The organism is Nonomuraea sp. NPDC001831 (assembly GCF_042892035.1).
GTDB lineage: Bacteria > Actinomycetota > Actinomycetes > Streptosporangiales > Streptosporangiaceae > Nonomuraea.
Genome location: NZ_JBIATU010000004.1, coordinates 301,753 through 319,481, shown reverse-complemented (window position 1 = coordinate 319,481; position 17,729 = coordinate 301,753). Strand labels below are relative to the sequence as shown.

Below are 17,729 nucleotides of genomic sequence, written 5' to 3'. Positions count from 1 at the left end.
GATGCCTCAGGGAAAACCGGCTGTCGTGCCCGACGACGGCCTGACCACGCGCCAGCGCCGGACCCGTCCGCTGCTGATGGTGCACACCGGGCCGGGCAAGGGCAAGTCCACGGCCGCCTTCGGGATGGCGTTGCGGGCCTGGAACCAGGGCTGGCCGGTCGGGGTGTTCCAGTTCGTGAAGTCGGCCAAGTGGCGCATCGGCGAGGAACGGGCGCTCAGGGTGCTCGGCGAGACGGGCGAGGGCGGCCCGGTGACCTGGCACAAGATGGGCGAGGGCTGGTCGTGGATCCAGCGTCCCGGCGCCGAGGAGGACCACGCGGCCGACGCCCGTGAGGGCTGGGAGCAGATCAAGCGCGACCTGGCGGCGCAGACGTACCGGTTCTACGTGCTGGACGAGTTCACGTACCCGCTGAAGTGGGGGTGGCTGGACCTGGACGACGTGCTGGAGACGCTGACGGACCGGCCGGGCAGCCAGCACGTCGTGATCACCGGCAGGGACGCGCCCGAACGGCTGATCGAGGTCGCCGACCTGGTGACGGAGATGGGCAAGGTACGCCACCCCATGGATGCCGGGCAGAAGGGGCAGAAGGGCATCGAGTGGTAGTTCCGCGCCTGGTGATCGCCGCGCCGTCGTCGGGCAGCGGCAAGACGACGGTGGCCACCGGGCTCATGGCGGCGTTGCGGGCGCGCGGGCTGCGGGTCTCGCCGCACAAGGTGGGGCCGGACTACATCGACCCGGGCTATCACGCGCTGGCCGCCGGCCGTCCCGGCCGCAACCTGGATCCGTGGCTCGTCGGGGAGGAACTGGTCGCACCCCTGTTCCTGCACGGCGCGGCCGGGTGCGACGTGGCGGTGGTCGAGGGCGTGATGGGCCTGTTCGACGGCAGGGGGGACACCGGGTTCGCCTCGACCGCGCACGTCGCGACGCTGCTGGACGCGCCGGTGGTGCTGGTCGTGGACGCGGCCCGGCAGAGCAGGTCGGTGGCGGCGGTGGTGCACGGGTTCGCCACCTTCGACCCGGACGTGCGGGTGGGCGGGGTGGTGCTCAACCGGGTGGGCTCCGACCGGCACGAGGAGTTGTGCCGGTCGGCGCTGGCGGCGGCGGGCGTGCCGGTGCTGGGGGCGATCCGCCGCGACGACGCCGTGGCCACCCCCTCCCGGCATCTGGGGCTGGTGCCGGCCGCCGAGCGCCGGACCGAGGCGGTCGCCGCCGTGGACCGGCTGGCCGCGCTGGTGGCGCGTTCGTGCGACCTGGACGCGTTGCTGCGGCTGGCGCGCTCCGCTCCCCCGCTGGGCGGCCCCGCCTGGACGCCGCCGGCGCCCGGCGCGACGGGCGACCGGCCGCAGGTGGCGGAGGTGGCGGGCGACCAGCCGGAGGTGGCGGGGGTTGCGGGCGACCGGCCGGAGGTGGCGGGGGCTGCGGGCGACCGGCCGGAGGTGGCGGGGGCTGCGGGCGACCGGCCGGAGGTGGCGGGGGCTGCGCGTGGGCGGCCGGTGGTGGCCGTGGCCGGCGGGGCGGCGTTCACGTTCGGCTACGCCGAGCAGGTCGAGCTGTTGCGGGCGGCGGGGGCGGAGGTGGCCGTCTTCGACCCGACGCGCGACACGCGGCTGCCGGACGGGACCGGCGCGATCGTGATCGGCGGCGGCTTCCCGGAGGTGTACGCCGCCGAACTGGCCGCCAACGAGCCCCTGCGGCAGCAGGTCGCCGCCTTCCCCGGCCCGATCGCCGCCGAGTGCGCGGGGCTGCTGTACCTGTGCGACGAGCTGGACGGTCAGCGCATGTGCGGGCGCGTCCCGGGGCGGGCGCGGATGACGTCCCGGCTGACGCTCGGCTACCGGGACGCCGTCGCGCTGCGGCGCTCACCGCTCACCAGGACGGGCGAGCGGCTGCGCGGGCACGAGTTCCACCGGACGGCCGTCACGTACGCGGGCGAGCCGCTGTTCCGCTGGGACGGCGGCCACGACGGGTACGGCGATCCCGGCGTGACCGCGTCCTACCTGCATCTTCACTGGGCGGGCGCGCCCGGCCTGGCTCAGCGGCTGGTGTCGTCCTCCAGGTCGCCCTCGGTCTTGAGGTAGACCTCCTGCAGGCCGCGCAGGACCTCCGGGTCGGGGTGCTGCCACATGCCGCGCTCGGCGGCCTCCAGGAGGCGTTCGGCGATGCCGTGCAGCGCCCAGGGGTTCGAGCGGGCCATGAACGCCTGGTTCTCGGGGTCGAGCACGTACGTCTCCGTGAGCTTGTCGTACATCCAGTCGGCGACCACGCCGGTGGTGGCGTCGTAGCCGAACAGGTAGTCGACGGTGGCGGCCAGCTCGAAGGCGCCCTTGTAGCCGTGGCGGCGCATGGCGGCCAGCCAGCGCGGGTTGACGACCCTGGCGCGGAAGATCCGTGAGGTCTCCTCCGACAGGGTGCGGGTGCGCACGGCGTCGGGGCGGGTGCTGTCGCCGACATAGGCGGCCGGGGCCCTGCCGGTGAGCGCCCGCACGGTGGCGATCATGCCGCCGTGGTACTGGAAGTAGTCGTCGGAGTCGACGATGTCGTGCTCGCGGGTGTCGACGTTCTTGGCGGCGACGGCGATGCGGCGGTAGGCGTCCTCCATCTGGGGGCGGGCGGCGACGCCGTCGAGGTCGCGGCCGTAGGCGTAGCCGCCCCACACGGCGTACACCTCGGCCAGGTCGGCGTCGTCGCGCCAGTTGCGGCTGTCGATGAGCGGCAGCAGCCCGGCCCCGTACGCGCCGGGCGCGGAGCCGAAGACGCGCATGGTGGCCAGCCGCTCGTCGCCGCCGGTCGCGGCCACGTGGGCGCGGACGTAGTTCTCCTCGACCGGCTCCGCCAGCGACGCGACCAGCCGTACGGCGTCGTCGAGCATGCCGACCACGTGCGGGAAGGCGTCGCGGAAGAAGCCGCTGATGCGGACCGTCACGTCGATGCGCGGGCGGCCCAGCTCGGCGAGCGGGATCGGCTCCAGGCGGATGACGCGACGCGACGCCTCGTCCCATTCGGGGCGGACGCCGAGCAGGGCCAGCACCTCGGCGACGTCGTCGCCCGCCGTGCGCATGGCGCTGGTCCCCCACACCGACAGCCCGACCGAGCGCGGCCACTCGCCGGTGTCGGCGCGGTAGCGCTCCAGCAGCGACTCCGCCATGGCATGGCCGGTCTCCCAGGCCAGGCGGCTGGGCACCGCCCGGGGGTCCACGGAGTAGAAGTTGCGGCCGGTCGGCAGCACGTTGACCAGGCCGCGCAGCGGGGAGCCGCTGGGGCCGGCGGGCACGTAGCCGCCGTCCAGGGCGTGCAGGACGTGGTCCAGCTCGTCGGTGGTGCGGGCCAGGCGCGGCACCATCTCGGCGGCGGCGAACGCCAGCACCCGCGCCACCAGCTCCACCCGTTCCTCGGCCACACGGCCCACCGATGCGGCGGGAGCGACACCGGGCGTACCGTCCGACGCGGCGGGAGCGAGGCCGGGCGTACCGTCCGATGCGGTGGGAGCGGCATCGGGCGTCCCGTCCGATGCGGGGGGAGCGAGGCCGGGTGTCGCGTCCAGTACCGCGCGGGCGACGGCGGGGGCTGCCTCCGGGGCCCAGGCGTGCTGCTCCATGGCCTCGACCAGGGCGCGGGCGGTCGTCTCCGCGCGGTCCACGTCGCCGAGCCCCGCCGTGCCGTCCTCGGCCAGGCCGAGCGCCTCGCGCAGGCCGGGCAGCGTCTCCCGGCCGGCCCACATCTGGCGGGCGCGCAGCATGGCCAGCACCAGGTCCACCCGCACCTGGCCGGTGGGCGCCTGGCCGAGGACGTGCAGGCCGTCGCGGATCTGCGCGTCCTTCACCTCGCACAGCCAGCCGTCCACGTGCAGGATGAGGTCGTCGAACTCGCTGTCGTGCGGCCGGTCGGCCAGCCCGAGGTCGTGGTCGAGCCGGGCGGCCTGGATCAGCGTCCAGATCTGCGCCCGGATCGCGGGCAGCTTGGCGGGGTCCATGGCGGCGATCGTGGCGTGCTCGTCCAGGAGCTGCTCCAGCCGGGCGATGTCGCCGTAGGTGTCGGCGCGGGCCATCGGCGGCACCAGGTGGTCCACCAGCACGGCGTGCGCGCGCCGCTTGGCCTGCGTGCCCTCCCCCGGGTCGTTGACCAGGAAGGGGTAGACCAGCGGCAGGTCGCCGATGGCGGCGTCGGTGCCGCACGCGGCCGACATCCCCGCCGACTTGCCGGGCAGCCACTCCAGGTTGCCGTGCTTGCCGACGTGCACCATCGCGTGCGCGCCGAACTCGGCCGACAGCCAGCGGTAGGCGGCCAGGTAGTGGTGGCTGGGCGGCAGGTCGGGGTCGTGGTAGATGGCGATCGGGTTCTCCCCGAAGCCGCGCGGCGGCTGCACCATCACCACGAGGTTCCCGGCCCTCAGCGCGGCCAGCACGATGTCGGTCCCGTCGTCCCCCTCGTGCACGAACAACTCTCCGGGCGGCGGCCCCCAGTGGCGCTCCATCTCCTCGCGCAGGGCCGCGGGCAGCGTCCGGTACCACTGTTCGTAGGAGGCGGCGGAGATGCGGACCGGGTTGCCCGCCAGGTGCTCCTCGGTCAGCCAGTCCTGGTCCTGGCCGCCGGCGGCGATCAGCGCGTGGACGAGCGCGTCGCCGTCCTGGTCGGCCACGCCGGGGAAGCCGTCGCCCAGGTCGTACCCCGCCTCGGCGAGACGGGCCAGCAGCCGGACGGTGCTCGCCGGGGTGTCCAGCCCGACCGCGTTGCCGACGCGGGAGTGCTTGGTCGGGTACGCCGACAACATCACCACCAGCCGCCGTTCGGCGGGAGGGGTGTGCCGCAGCAGGCCGTGGCGCACCGCGATGCCCGCCACCCGGGCGGCCCGCTCGGGGTCGGCGACGTAGACGGTCAGCCCGTCGGGGTCGATCTCCTTGAACGAGAACGGCACCGTGATGATGCGCCCGTCGAACTCCGGGATCGCCACCTGGGAGGCGGCGTCCAGCGGCGACAGCCCGTCGTCGTTCTCCTCCCAGGCCTGGCGGGTGGTGGTCAGGCAGAGTCCCTGCAGGATCGGCACGTCGAGCTCGGCCAGCGCGCCGACGTCCCAGGCCTCGTCGTCGCCGCCCGCCCCCGCGGTGGCCGGACGGGAGCCGCCCGCCGCCAGCACCGTGACGACCAGGGCGTCCGCCGCGCGCAGCGTGTCCAGCAGCTCCGGCTCGGCCGCGCGCAGGGACGAGCAGAAGACCGGCAGCGCCTGCCCGCCCGCGTCCTCGACGGCGTCGCACAACGCCTCGACGAACGCGGTGTTGCCCGCCACGTGGTGGGCCCGGTAGTAGAGCACCCCCACCACGGGACCGCCGGTGGTCCTGGCGGGGCGGTCCAGCCGTCCCCAGGTGGGGGCCGGGACGGGCGGCTCGAACCCGTGCCCGGTCAGCAGGACGGTGTCGGACAGGAACGCGTGCAGCTCGGCCAGGTTGGCCGGACCGCCATGGGCCAGGTAGGCGTGCGCCTCGGCGCACACCCCGCCGCTGACGGTGGACAGCTCCATCAGCTCGGCGTCGGGCGCCTGCTCCCCGCCCAGCACCACCACCGGGCGGGGCCCGGCCAGCAGCGCGTCGAGCCCTTCCGGCCAGGCCCGCCGCCCGCCCAGCAGGCGCACCACGACCAGGTCGGTGCCCTCCGTCAGGCCGGGGACGTCCTCGGCGGTCAGCCGGGCGGGATTGCCCAGACGGTAGCCCGCCCCGCAGGCGCGGGCGCTCAGCAGGTCGGTGTCGGAGGTGGAGAGCAGCAGAACGGTACGGCTGTCGCCAGGCACGGCGCATTCCTCCCTCGGGGTCCTCGCCCCGGTCGCGGGTGACACGACGGCAGGAGTCTCCTGGCTCCCGGATCGACGCTCACCCCGGCCTTCCCGTCCGTCGCCGGACAGTGGCCTCGTGGTGGGGTTCGCTCCCCGGTCACAGTGGCGGGACCGCGCCGGATTCGCACCGGCTTCCTCCCATTGCCATCGTCTACGCCGAAGCTTACGGCAGGAGCGACCCGTCCCAGAAGTGGCGTTACGATCCCTTCGTGCCCGTAGGTGAATCTTCCGGACGTACGCGTCCCGATGCCTGTCCGGGGGCGCTCCAGGTGCACGAGGCCGCCGACGGCCCGCTCGCCCGCGTGCGCCTGCCCGGCGGCGCGGTGTCGGCCGCGCAGCTCCGCGTGCTCGCCGGGTGCGCGGCCGAGCTGGGAGCGGGCGTGATCGAGCTGACGTCGCGGGCGAACGTCCAGGTGCGGGGGCTGCGCTCGCCCGAGGTCTTCGCCGGGCGCATCGCGGCGGCCGGGCTGCTGCCGTCGCCCGCGCACGAGCGGGTGCGCAACATCCTGGCCTCGCCGCTGAGCGGGCGCGGTCCTGACGGGCTGCTGGACGTGCAGGCGATGGCGGACGCCCTGGACCGGGCGCTGTGCGCGCGGCCCCGGCTGGCCGCGCTGCCGGGACGGTTCCTGTTCGCCCTGGACGACGGCACGCGGGACGTCGCCGGGCTCGGCGCGGACGTCACCTACGTGGCGACCGGGCGGCTGCTGCTCGCCGGCGCCGACACCGGGCTGACCGTCGCCCCGGACGCGGCCGTGCCGCTCATGATCGACGCCGCCGAGGCGTTCCTGGACGAGCTGTCCCCCGACGGCCCGCGCGCCTGGCGCATCCGCGACCTGCCGGACGGCCCCGCCGCGATCGCCACCCGCCTGCGCGACGGCCGACCAGCCCGAACGAACGCCCCGAACGCACTGGACGCCCCGAAGGCCCCGCAGGCGCCCCACACCGCCGACGCCCCGCAGGCCGCGGATGCCGCGAACGTCCCGCCCTCACCCGCGCGCCGCCCGTCCGCGGGCAGGATCGCGCAGCGGGACGGCCGGGTGGCGATCGAGGCGCTCGTGCCGCTCGGCCGTCTGACGTCCGCCCAGGCCAGAGCGCTCGCGGACCTCGGGCGGCCAGTGCGCCTGACCCCCTGGCGAACAGTCGTCCTGCCGGACCTCTCCCCCGGCTCCCCCGGCTCCCCCGGCTCCCCCGGCTCCCCCGATTCCTCGGGCTCCCCGAAATCCCTCGGCGAGGCGGACCGGATCGAGCGGACGCTGGCCGCCGCCGGGCTCGTCACCGACCCGGACTCCCCCTGGGCCGGGGTCACCGCCTGCACCGGCCGTCCCGGCTGCGCGAAGGCGCTCGCCGACGTGCGGGCGGACGCCCGCCAATGGGTGCGGAGCCTCGGCCGCGCACCCGCCACACCCGTCCACTGGGCCGGTTGCGAGCGGCGCTGCGGCCTGCCGCGCGGCCCGGTCCGCCAGCTGATCGCGACCATCAACGGATACGAGGAACGCCAGGAGTGAGCGACTACATCCGCGACGGCGCCGAGATCTACCGGCGCTCGTTCGCGACCATCCGCGCCGAGACCGACCTCACGGGCCTGCCCCCCGAGGTCGCCCAGGTGGCGGTGCGCATGATCCACGCGTGCGGCATGACCGACCTCGTGACCGACCTGGCCTGGTCCCCGCGGGTCGTCGCGCGGGCCAGGGCGGCGCTGCGCGGCGGCGCGCCGGTGTTGTGCGACGCCATGATGGTCGCCTCCGGCGTGACCCGGCGCAGGCTGCCCGCGGGCAACGAGGTGCTGTGCACGCTGGGCGATCCGCGCGTCCCCGAGCTGGCCGAACGCCTCGGCACCACCCGCAGCGCCGCGGCCCTGGAGCTGTGGCGCGACCGCCTGGAGGGGGCGGTGGTGGCCATCGGGAACGCGCCGACCGCGCTGTTCCGGCTGCTGGAGCTGGTGGCCGAGGGCGCGGGACGCCCCGCGGCCGTGCTCGGCATCCCGGTCGGCTTCATCGGCGCGGCCGAGTCCAAGCAGGCGCTGGCCGGCAGCGACCTGGAGTACCTGGTGGTGCACGGCCGTCGCGGCGGCAGTGCGATGACGGCCGCCGCGATCAACGCCATCGCGAACGAGACGGAGTGAGGACCATGTCAGGACGCCTGTACGGAGTCGGCCTGGGCCCCGGCGACCCCGAGCTGGTCACGGTCAGGACGGCCCGGCTGATCGGCGAGGCCGACGTGATCGCCTACCACGCCGCCCGGCACGGCCGCAGCATCGCCCGTTCGATCGCGCTGCCGTACATGCGCGAAGGCCAGATCGAGGAGCTGCTGCTCTACCCGCTGACCACGGAGACCACCGACCACCCCGGCGGCTACCAGGGGGCGCTCGACGACTTCTACGCCGACTGCGCCGAACGCCTGGCCGCCCACCTGGACGCGGGCCGCACCGTGGTCGTGCTGGCCGAGGGCGACCCGCTGTTCTACGGCTCCTACATGCACATGCACAAGCGGCTCGCCCACCGCTACCCGACCGAGGTGGTGCCCGGCGTGACCTCGGTCAGCGCCGCCGCCGCCGTGCTGGGCCGGCCGCTGGTCGAGCGGGACGAGGTGCTGACCGTGCTGCCCGGCACGCTGCCCGCGCAGGCGCTGGCCGAGCGGCTGCGCGACACCGACTCGGCCGCCGTGCTCAAGCTGGGCCGCACGTTCGGGAAGGTGCGCGACGCGCTGGCCGAGGCGGGCCGCCTCGACGACGCCTGGTACGTCGAGCGGGCCACCATGGGCGCCGAGCGGGTCGCCCCGCTCAAGGACGTGGACCCGGACGGGGTCCCGTACTTCTCGCTGGCGCTGCTGGCCAGCCCGGCCGAGCGCACGTTCGTCCCCGAGCGCCCGGTGGACGAGGGGCGGGGCGAGGTGGTCGTGGTCGGCCTGGGCCCGGCGGGACGGCCGTGGCTGACGCCGGAGGCGCAGGAGGCGCTGGCCGCGGCCACCGACCTCGTCGGCTACGGCCCGTACGTGGACCGGGTGGCCCCGAACGCGCGCCAGCGCCGGCACCGCACCGACAACCGGGTGGAGGCCGAACGCGCCAGGCACGCCCTTGAGCTGGCCCGGGACGGGGCCCGCGTGGCGGTCGTGTCGTCCGGCGACCCGGGCGTGTTCGCCATGGCCAGCGCCGTGCTGGAAGCCGCCGCCGACTTCCCGGACGTGCCGGTGCGAGTCGTGCCGGGACTGACCGCCGCCCAGGCGGTCGCGGCCAGGGCGGGCGCGCCGCTCGGGCACGACTACTGCGTGCTGTCGCTGTCCGACCTGCTCAAGCCGTGGGAGGTGGTGGCCGACCGGCTGTCCGCCGCCGCGCGGGCTGACCTGGTGCTGGCGATCTACAACCCGGCCTCGCGGAGCCGTACGTGGCAGGTCGCCGCCGCCCGGGACCTGCTGCTGGAGCACCGGGCGCCGGACACCCCCGTGGTGATCGGCCGCGACGTCGGCGGCCCGGAGGAGAGCGTCACGGTCACCACGCTCGGCGAGCTGGACCCGGGCCAGGTGGACATGCGCTGCCTGCTGATCATCGGCTCGTCCACGACGCGGGCCACCGAAGGCGGCGTCGTCTACACCCCGCGCCGCTACCCCTGAACCCAGGCTGCCGCCGCCGCCACGCTGTCCGTCGCCCGGACGCCCGCGGGCAGCGGCGGCCGGTCCACCATGATCACCGGCAGGCCGAGCTCACGGGCCGCGCCGAGCTTGGCCGTGGTCATGCCGCCGCCGCTGTCCTTGGTCACCAGCACGTCCAGGCGGTGCTCCCGGATCAGGGCGCGCTCGCCCTCGACGGTGTACGGCCCCCGGTCCAGCAGGACGTGCACGTTCGCCGGCACGGGCCCCTCCGGCGGGTCCACCGACCTGGCCAGCAGCCACACGCCGGGCAGCGGCGCGAACACCGGCAGGCTGCGGCGCCCGGTCGTGAGGAAGACCCGGGTCTCCCGGCCGGCCGCGCCCCACCGGTTCGCGGTCAGCAGCCCGGCCGCCGCCTGGAGGGAGCCGACCCGCAGCCACGCGTCGCCCGGCCCCTCCCGCCATCCCGGACGCCGCAGCACCAGCAGCGGCACCCCGGTCGCCGACGAGGCCGCGACCCCCGAGGCGGTCATCCGCTCCGCGAACGGATGCGTGGCGTCGACCAGCACGTCGATGCGCTCCTTCAGCAGCCACGCGGCCAGGCCCGCCGGCCCGCCGAACCCGCCTTCCCGCACCTCGCCCACGGGCAGCCGCGGGTTGTTCACCCGTCCCGCCAGTGAGGACACCACGTGCAGCCCGGGGTCGGCGGCCAGCTCGGCGGCCAGGGCGCGGGCCTCGGCGGTGCCGCCGAGGATCAGGACCCGTCGCACGCCCGCTCCCTGGCTTCGCTGTAGAGATGGCTGTCGGGGAACTGCGTCGCCGACAACACCCGGCCCACGACGATCACGGCCGTCCGCCGGATGCCCGCGTCGTGGACCTGTCCGGCGATGTCGGCCAGCGTCCCGCGCAGGATCACCTCGTCGGCCCGGCTCGCCCGCGCCACCACGGCCACCGGGCAGTCCGGGCCGTAGGAGGGCAGCAGCTCGGCCACCACCGCGTCGATCCGCTGCACGGCCAGGTGCAGCACCATCGTGGCCCGGCTCGCGCCGAGCGTCGCGAGGTCCTCGCCGTCCGGCATGGGGGTGGCGCGGGCGGAGGTGCGCGTCAGGATGACGGTCTGGCCGACGCCGGGCACGGTCAGCTCCCGGCCCAGCGCGGCCGCCGCCGCCGCGAACGCCGGAACCCCCGGCACCACCTCGTACGGCACGCCCAGGGCGTCCAGCCTGCGCATCTGCTCGGCCACGGCGCTGAACACCGACGGGTCGCCCGAGTGCAGCCGCGTCACGTCGAGACCGTCGCGGTGGGCGGCGGCCAGCTCGGCGACGATCTCGTCGAGCGTCAGGTCCGCCGTGTTCACCAGCCTGGCCCCCGGCGGGCAGGCGTCGAGCAGCTCGCGCGGCACCAGCGAACCGGCGTACAGGCAGACCGGCGACGCCTCCAGCCGCCGCAGGCCGCGCAGCGTGATCAGGTCGGCGGCGCCGGGACCGGCTCCGACGAAGTACACGGTCACGGCCGGTCCCCCTCCGTCATCGTTGATCCTTCCTTGTGATCGACCACACGGTCACCGGCATCGCCGCCCGCCAGCCGGTGAACCCGCCGACCGGCGAGGCCCGCTGGACGCTCAGGCGCACCAGGTCGCCCCCGAGCCTGCCGTACCAGTGGGCGAGGACGGCCTCGGACTCCAGGGTCACGGCGTTCACCACCAGCCGGCCGCCGGGGCGCAGCGCCGTCCAGCAGCGTTCCAGCAGGCCGGGGGCGGTCGCGCCGCCGCCGACGAACACCGCGTCCGGCTCGGGCAGCCCGTCCAGCGCCCCGGGGGCCTTGCCCTCGACCACGCGCATCGACGGCACGCCGAGCCGCTCGGCGTTGCGCCGGACGGCGGCGGCCCGGTCGGCCCTGCTCTCGATCGCCACGGCGGCGCACGAGGGGTGGCTGCGCATCCACTCGACGGCGATGCTGCCCGCCCCCGCGCCCACGTCCCACAGCAGCTCGCCGGGCATCGGGGCCAGGCGGGACAGGCTGACGGCGCGGACGTCCCGCTTGGTGAGCTGCCCGTCGTGCTCGTAGGCGCCGTCGGGCAGCCCCGGCACCCTGGCCAGGGGCTCGGCGTCCCCGGCGAGGACGCACTCGACGGCGATCACGTGGAGCGCGGGCGCCTGGCCCTCCGTCCAGCTCTCCGCCGTCCCCCGCAGCGCGGACTCGTGCGGGCCGCCCAGGTCCGACAGCACCGTCATCGGGCTCGGCCCGTACCCGTGCCGGACGAGCAACCCGGCGACCATCGAGGGCGAGCCGGGCCCCGCGCCGAGCACGACGACCCGGCGGCCCGGCTGGAGGGCGGCGGCCAGCGCCGCGGGCGGACGGCCCACCAGGCTGACGACGTCCACCCGCTCGGCCGGCCAGCCCAGCCGGGCGCAGGCCAGCGACAACGACGACACGTGCGGCAGCACCAGGACGCGCTCCGCGCCCAGCAGCCGGACCAGGGTCGAGCCGATGCCGTGGAACATCGGATCGCCGCTGGCCAGCACGCACACCTCGCGGCCGGCGTACCGGTCCATGAGCGCGGGCAGGACGGGCAGCAGCGGCGACGGCCACGGCACGCGTTCGGCGGCCGTCGCGGGCACCAGGTCGAGCTGCCGCACGCTGCCCATGAGCACGTCGGCGGCCTCCACCGCGCGGCGCGAGCCCGGGGGCAGGCCGTCCCAGCCGTCCGCGCCGATCCCGACGACCGTGATCACGCGTCGCGCCGGGTCAGCTGGATCTCCTCGGCGACCCGCCGCTGACGGGAAGCGGCGAAGGCGGCGCCCTGCTCGGCCAGGTTCACGATCCTCCTCTATGGCAAAGTGCGAGGGATATCGTATATCTGCCTATCTGGCAGACTTTGGCGGGTGAAACGGCTTCTCGTCATCGGGATCGGCGCCGGCGATCCGGACCATCTCACCCTGCAGGCGGTCAAGGCCATCGCCGCCACGGACGTGTTCTTCATCGTCGACAAGGGCGAGATCAAGCACGAGTTGATCCAGCTCCGCCTCGACCTGATCGCCGAGCACGGCCGCAGGCCGTACCGGATCGCCGAGGCCCGCGACCCGGAACGCGACCGCACCACCCCCGCCTACACCGCCGCCGTCGAGGACTGGCGCTCGCGCCGCTCGCTCGCCTGCGAAGCGCTCATCCGCGACGAACTGGGCGCCGGCGAGACCGGCGCGTTCCTGGTGTGGGGCGACCCGGCCGTCTACGACAGCACGCTCGCCATCCTCGACGAGATCCGGCGACGCGGGAACGTCGCCTTCGACGTCGAGGTCGTCCCCGGGATCAGCAGCGTGGCCGCCCTCACCGCCCGCCACCGCATCGGGCTGACCCAGGTCGGCCGGCCCACGCACCTGACCACCGGCCGCCGCCTGGCGGAGCAGGGCCCGACCGCCGACGACGTGGTGGTCATGCTCGACGCCCACACCTCCTTCACCGGTCTCGACGACTTCCACATCTACTGGGGCGCCTACCTCGGGACGCCGGACGAGATCCTGGTGTCGGGGCCGGTGCCCGAGGTCGGTGAACGCATCCGGCGACTGCGTGCCGAGGCCCGCGAGCGCAAGGGCTGGATCATGGACACGTACCTGCTGCGCCGCCTGTCACCGGAGGACCGCTGACCTGACACCGAGGTGGCGCCGCCGGGTCGGCGGGCCTCCTCGCGTCATGCCAGCAGTCCCTGCCCGATCCAGCCGCCGGGCGGGCAGCCCGGCGGGATGGCGAACACGGCCGACCCGATCGGCGTGGTCCACTCGTTGAGCAGGTCGGCCTCGGCCAGCCGGCGCTGCATGGGCAGGAACTGCGTGCCGACGTCGGCCTGGTAGGAGGCGAAGAGCAGGCCGCTGTCGGAGTGTCCGGCCGCCGTGAGCCCTTCGTCGTAGTTGTAGGGGCGACGGAAGATCCCCTTGGCCGGGTCGGCGCTGTGCGCCCGCCTGATGTGGGCGTACTCGGAGATGACCGGGAACCCCACGGGCGTCAGCTCGGCGAAGTCGGGCGGGTCGTGCTCGGCGGTCCCGGTCAGCGGGGCGCCGGTGTCCAGGCGGCGTCCTACCGTGAACTCCTTGGCGACCCGGTCGGCGGCGTCCCACGTCTCCAGTTCGACCCGGATCCGGCGCAGCACCAGCGTGGTGCCGCCGCGCAGCCAGGCGGGCGCGTCCGCGCCGGCCCACACCACCCGGTCGAAGACAGGGCTCCCGGGGACGGCGTTGGCGGTCCCGTCGAGCTGCCCCATGATGTTGTGCTGGGTCAGCCCGGACGCCTGCGCCCCGGCGGCCCGCCGGAACCCGCGCTGGACCCATCGGACGCGGGTGAAGGCGCGGGCGTCCTTGATGATCATGCGGAGGGCGTGGGCCACGGTCAGCGGGTCGTCGGCGCAGATCTGCACCAGCACGTCGCCGCCGTTCCAGCGGGGCTGCAGCCTGTCGATGGAGAAGCGGGGCAACGCCTTCAGCGAGGACGGGCGCGCGTCCGCCAGGCCCACCGCGTCGAACAGGCCGGGCCCGAACCCGAAGGTGACGGTCAACCGGGCGGGCAGCACCGCCAGCTCCGGTTCGGTGTCGGCCAGGGCCGGACCGCCCGCGGTCAGGCGGCGGGCGTCGTCGGTCAGCAGCCGCATCATCCGGGCCACCGCCTCCCGGCCGACGCCGCCGCGCAGATCCAGTCCGACGAAGACGGCGTGGGCCTGCGGGACGGTGGCGATCCCGGCCTGGTGCGGGCCGTGGAAGGGCTCCACCGCCGAGCCCGTCGGAGGGGCCTGCGCCGCGGCAGGGCCCGTCGAGGCGGCCTGTGTCGCGAGCGCGCCGGCCGCGGCGGCGGCGGTCGAGGCCAGCAGGCCCCGCCGGGTCAGGCGGGACCTGCTGCCGGTGTGCGCGTCCATCAGTGCTTGCCCTCGCCGGGCTGGTAGTTCTCCTTGCCGCCGGCGAAGTCCTTGCCGATCGCGGTGAACCGGAGGGTGGAACCGTCGGCGAGGGTCAGGGTGAAGGGCACCTCGGCTCCCGGCTCCACCTTCCCGGTGACGCCCATCAGCATGATGTGATCGCCACCGGGGGCCAGCGGGTGGGAACCGCGAGCAGGGACCACGAACCCGCCCTTCTTGGGGCGCATCACCATCTTGCCCCCGGAGTCCACCACTTCGTGCAGCTCGACCTTCGGAGACAGCGGCGAGGTGCCGGAGACGACCGTCAGCTCCGCGTCGGTGTTGTTGACCAGGGTGCCGAAGGCGGCGGTCATCCCCTTCCCGCCGGTCTTGATCCAGGGGTCGGTGATGGTCAGAGCGGGCGAAGGCGCGGTGGCGGCGGTGGTGGCGGCGGCCGGCGACGCCGACGCGGTCGTGCCCTGGCCGCCGCAGCCGGACACGAGCACGGCCACGGCCAGCGCCGCGGCGGGAAGAAGCGGGGAACGCGAACGGAGAGAGTGCATGGTGGGCCTTTCCAGGCAGGCCTCGGCGCACGGCGGGATCTCCCACCGCGCCGCAGGCGGATCAGGCAGGGGCGCTCGACGCGGCCGCGACGTCCGCGGCCACGCGGACCCGGACGGAGCCGGGCATGACGACGTGCTCCGGCGCCACGGGGGTCAGCCGGAGAAAGCGATCACCTGCGTGCACGGCGGGCCGCGCGTGGGCGCGGCGTGTGCCGGCACCGCCGAGCGCAGCCGGTCCGGCTCGGGCGCCGTCACCACGACGACCGGCTCGCCCAGCGGACGTGGGAGGAGCGCCAGGAGGACCCGGCACAGCCGCGCCGCCAGGCGGTGCAGCAGCCCCCACAGAGCAGCCTCGCCCCGGGCCAGCCACAGGGCGATCAGCCCGGTGGCACCGGCATGCGTGACGAGCATGCCGACGCCGGGCACCAGCCCCGAATGGCCGTGGACGAGCGCGGCGTAGGCGTCGGCGGCATGGCTGAGGGAGAACAGCACATGCAGCACCACCTGCATGCCCGCCAGCAACGGCAGGATCACCGCCAGCGTGCGCTCACGCGCCGAGGCCACGACCCCGCCCCCGAACGCCAGCAGCAGCCCACCGGCCACCACCGGCCCCGTGACCGATCCCCCGCCGAACAGGTGCGCCAGCACGCCCAGCGCCACGCAGACCACGGCGAACGCCGCGGCACGGGCGAGACGGAACGGCAGGGAGGCGGTCATAACCGGCCCATCATCCCATCCCACCCCCTCGCCCTGGCATCCGCCATCGTGCCCCGCCTCCGGCTCGGCGCCCGTCCACGCACGCCGGACACAACGGCACTGTCCACGCACGCCGGACACAACGGCCGAGGGCCCCGGGGTCGCCGGGGCCCTCTGCCGTCGGGTCCGGATCAGGAGCCGAACCTGGTGACGGTGAAGACGAGGGCGGAGCTGGTCGCGCCCTGTCGGATGGTCTGCGGGGTCAGGAACGCCTGCGTGCCGGAGGGCAGACCGGAGACGGTCAGCCTGAGGTCGCCCGTCCCGCCGGCGGCGGTGATCGACGGGGTGGTGGAGAAGCCCTGCCTGACGGTGCCCCTCCAGCGCCGTCACGATCACGGCTGCGCTGACGTTCTGACTCGGAGGCCGGGGACCCGCCCGTGCCCGCTCGACGGCGGGCACGGGCTCAGCGGGAGTGCGGGAGTTCGCCGTCAAACGGCACTTGTCTGCGGTGCACGGCGATCGCCACCCCCAAGGCGACGGCGGCATATCCACAGGTCACGGTCAAACCCGCCCATGGCGGCAGCGGGTAGTAGCCCCCCAGCAGTGACGGGTCCACGTCCACATGCGCGAACGTCGGGATGCTCTGCGTGATCGCGAACCCGGCGGCCGGGGTGATCGTCAGCAGCCACGGCGCCAGCCCCGCGGTCGCCAGCAGGTACGGCACGACGACCAGCACGATCGCCAGTCCGACGGCGACGACGGTCCGCCTGACCAGCGCGGCCAGGCCGAGAGCCAGCACGGCGGCGGCCGCGGTCAGCGCCGCGTGGCCGACGATCATCCGCAGCTCGGTGCCCACGGTGATCGGCTGGATCGGGTTCTCATGGGCACGCAGCATCGCCAGCCCGGCAATGATCACGACCCCCGCGGCCACCAGCCCCGCCGCGAACCCGACCACCCCGACCACCACGGCCCTGGCCGCCAGCAGCCGCGCCGGACGCGACACAGGCGTCGGACCGCTGCCGGCGGGTTCGCGCAGGCGTTCAATCGGGCCGCTGCCGGCCGGTACGCGCGGGTGTTCGACCGGGCCGCTGCCGGCCGGTTCGCGCGGGCGTTCGGACGGGCCGCTGCCGGCCGGTACGCGCGGGTGTTCGGTCGGGCTGGGGCCCGTTGGTTCGGGCCGGTTTCGGGTGGTGAGGAACGTGGCCGCCGCCACGAAGATCGGAATCAGCCCCACGGCCCCGCCGATCAGCAGGAGGTCGGCGCGCAGACCGCCCTCCACCGTGGCGGGCCCGATGTCGCCTCCCCCGGTCACGACGAGCTTCCCGCCGGACTCGACGACCCCGCCCGGGTGGTGCGGAGTCCTCCCGTCCGACTCCATGGAGACGCCGACGTCGTCGCGCCGCCAGGAACCGTCCGCCCCCTGCAGCTCGATCTGGTCGAAGGTGGCGGTGGCCTGGGCGAAGGCCTTCGCCATGTCCCACAGGACGCCTGGCGAGGTGACGAACAGCCCGATCTCGACCGTCTCCGGCAACCCGGCCAACCGGACCGTGTCGACCTCGGTCCACGCCTTGCCGTCGTCCGACTCCTGGCCGGTGACGGTGTCGCCCGACCTGGTCAGCCGCAGCCACTGCGGGCCGTTGTGCGGGCCGCCGGCCACGTCGTGGACGTAGTCGTGCTGCATCCGCACGCCGTGCCCCCCGGTGAGCATGACGGCGGCGTACGGCGTGCCCTGCTTGAGGCTCGGCCTGAGCAGGAGGCCCGCCTTCGCCCACGGCACCACCCCCTCCTGGACGTTGCGCACCCCGGGTACGACGTCCGGCAGCCGGATCTGCCCGGTCATGTCCGACACGCGGGCGGTGATGCTGCCGTTCCCCTTGAGCGGCTGGTGCACGAAGAAGTACTTGTCCTTCACCGCCGTGCCGTCGGGGCCCACCAGAGGCGCGGGACAGGGGCCCTCGCCCGTCCCCGTCACGCAGGTGGTGCGGGCGCCTCCGGCGACCAGCAGTCCGATCGACACGGTCACCAGCACGGAGGCCGCCACGGCGAGCACCCGCCCCCGCCCGGAGCGGAACCTGGCCCACTCCTCGCGCAGCATCCGGGGGAAACCGTCGCGCCCGGCCGATCGGCCGGATCGGTGAGGCATGAATGAACTCATGGCGACGGTTGTACGCGGCGCCCGGTTCCGGC

The 17,729-nt window shown here is 75.1% G+C and carries 14 protein-coding genes and 1 riboswitch; of the genes, 6 read left to right on the top strand and 8 right to left on the bottom strand.

Going from position 1 to position 17,729, the window contains the following annotated elements; translation table 11 throughout:
- Window position 1 precedes the first annotated feature (1 nt).
- Entirely contained in the window at window positions 2-604 is a 603-nt protein-coding gene (cobO, locus tag ACFYYW_RS16625; RefSeq protein WP_352330740.1) for a cob(I)yrinic acid a,c-diamide adenosyltransferase, read from the top strand.
- 8 nt (window positions 605-612) lie between these two features.
- Window positions 613-2,079, top strand: coding sequence for a cobyrinate a,c-diamide synthase (locus tag ACFYYW_RS16620; RefSeq protein ID WP_387650031.1), 1,467 nt, complete (start codon window positions 613-615; stop codon window positions 2,077-2,079).
- Here ACFYYW_RS16620 and cobN read toward each other — a convergent pair.
- Window positions 2,034-5,780, bottom strand: a complete 3,747-nt coding sequence (gene cobN / locus ACFYYW_RS16615) for a cobaltochelatase subunit CobN (protein WP_387649533.1) — start codon at window positions 5,778-5,780, stop codon at window positions 2,034-2,036. The genes ACFYYW_RS16620 and cobN overlap by 46 nt on opposite strands.
- A gap of 53 nt (window positions 5,781-5,833) precedes the next feature.
- Window positions 5,834-5,960, bottom strand: a riboswitch (cobalamin riboswitch).
- Window positions 5,961-6,031: 71 nt separating this feature from the next.
- On the opposite strand from cobN, the gene ACFYYW_RS16610 reads away from it, so the two are divergent.
- Genes ACFYYW_RS16610 through ACFYYW_RS16600 form a run of 3 tightly spaced genes read left to right on the top strand, consistent with a single transcriptional unit; the run spans window position 6,032 to window position 9,428 of the window.
- A complete protein-coding gene (locus ACFYYW_RS16610) occupies window positions 6,032-7,327 on the top strand; it encodes a precorrin-3B synthase (RefSeq protein ID WP_387649531.1) in 1,296 nt (431 codons plus the stop codon).
- The gene (locus ACFYYW_RS16605) at window positions 7,324-7,944 is read left to right on the top strand and encodes a precorrin-8X methylmutase (RefSeq protein ID WP_352327284.1); all 621 of its coding nucleotides are present in this window, start codon (window positions 7,324-7,326) and stop codon (window positions 7,942-7,944) included. Before ACFYYW_RS16610 ends, ACFYYW_RS16605 begins: the two co-directional genes overlap by 4 nt.
- Window positions 7,945-7,949: 5 nt before the next feature.
- On the top strand, window positions 7,950-9,428 hold the full coding sequence (locus ACFYYW_RS16600) for a precorrin-2 C(20)-methyltransferase (RefSeq protein WP_387649528.1): 1,479 nt from the start codon (window positions 7,950-7,952) through the stop codon (window positions 9,426-9,428).
- Here ACFYYW_RS16600 and ACFYYW_RS16595 read toward each other — a convergent pair.
- Genes ACFYYW_RS16595 through cbiE form a run of 3 tightly spaced genes read right to left on the bottom strand, consistent with a single transcriptional unit; the run spans window position 9,419 to window position 12,139 of the window.
- Entirely contained in the window at window positions 9,419-10,174 is a 756-nt protein-coding gene (locus tag ACFYYW_RS16595) for a cobalt-precorrin-6A reductase (protein ID WP_387649525.1), read from the bottom strand. The two genes, ACFYYW_RS16600 and ACFYYW_RS16595, sit on opposite strands and share 10 nt — an antisense overlap.
- Window positions 10,159-10,914, bottom strand: a complete 756-nt coding sequence (gene cobM, locus ACFYYW_RS16590; protein WP_387649522.1) for a precorrin-4 C(11)-methyltransferase — start codon at window positions 10,912-10,914, stop codon at window positions 10,159-10,161. Before cobM ends, ACFYYW_RS16595 begins: the two co-directional genes overlap by 16 nt.
- A 16-nt stretch (window positions 10,915-10,930) precedes the next feature.
- Window positions 10,931-12,139 (bottom strand): precorrin-6y C5,15-methyltransferase (decarboxylating) subunit CbiE, encoded by a 1,209-nt coding sequence (gene cbiE, locus ACFYYW_RS16585; RefSeq protein WP_387649519.1) that lies wholly within the window; start codon window positions 12,137-12,139, stop codon window positions 10,931-10,933.
- A 150-nt stretch (window positions 12,140-12,289) separates the two neighbouring features.
- On the opposite strand from cbiE, the gene cobF reads away from it, so the two are divergent.
- Window positions 12,290-13,048, top strand: coding sequence for a precorrin-6A synthase (deacetylating) (gene cobF, locus ACFYYW_RS16580; protein ID WP_387649516.1), 759 nt, complete (start codon window positions 12,290-12,292; stop codon window positions 13,046-13,048).
- 44 nt (window positions 13,049-13,092) lie between these two features.
- On the opposite strand, the gene ACFYYW_RS16575 is transcribed toward cobF, so the two are convergent.
- From ACFYYW_RS16575 to ACFYYW_RS16560, 4 genes are all read right to left on the bottom strand, one after another.
- Entirely contained in the window at window positions 13,093-14,304 is a 1,212-nt protein-coding gene (locus ACFYYW_RS16575) for a Dyp-type peroxidase (protein WP_387649514.1), read from the bottom strand.
- On the bottom strand, window positions 14,304-14,846 hold the full coding sequence (locus ACFYYW_RS16570; RefSeq protein ID WP_387649511.1) for a copper chaperone PCu(A)C: 543 nt from the start codon (window positions 14,844-14,846) through the stop codon (window positions 14,304-14,306). Before ACFYYW_RS16570 ends, ACFYYW_RS16575 begins: the two co-directional genes overlap by 1 nt.
- 153 nt (window positions 14,847-14,999) lie before the next feature.
- Window positions 15,000-15,563: an MFS transporter gene (locus tag ACFYYW_RS16565; protein ID WP_387649508.1), complete on the bottom strand. Its 564-nt coding sequence runs from the start codon at window positions 15,561-15,563 to the stop codon at window positions 15,000-15,002.
- 442 nt (window positions 15,564-16,005) lie between these two features.
- Window positions 16,006-17,685: a hypothetical protein gene (locus tag ACFYYW_RS16560; RefSeq protein WP_387649506.1), complete on the bottom strand. Its 1,680-nt coding sequence runs from the start codon at window positions 17,683-17,685 to the stop codon at window positions 16,006-16,008.
- Window positions 17,686-17,729 lie beyond the last annotated feature (44 nt).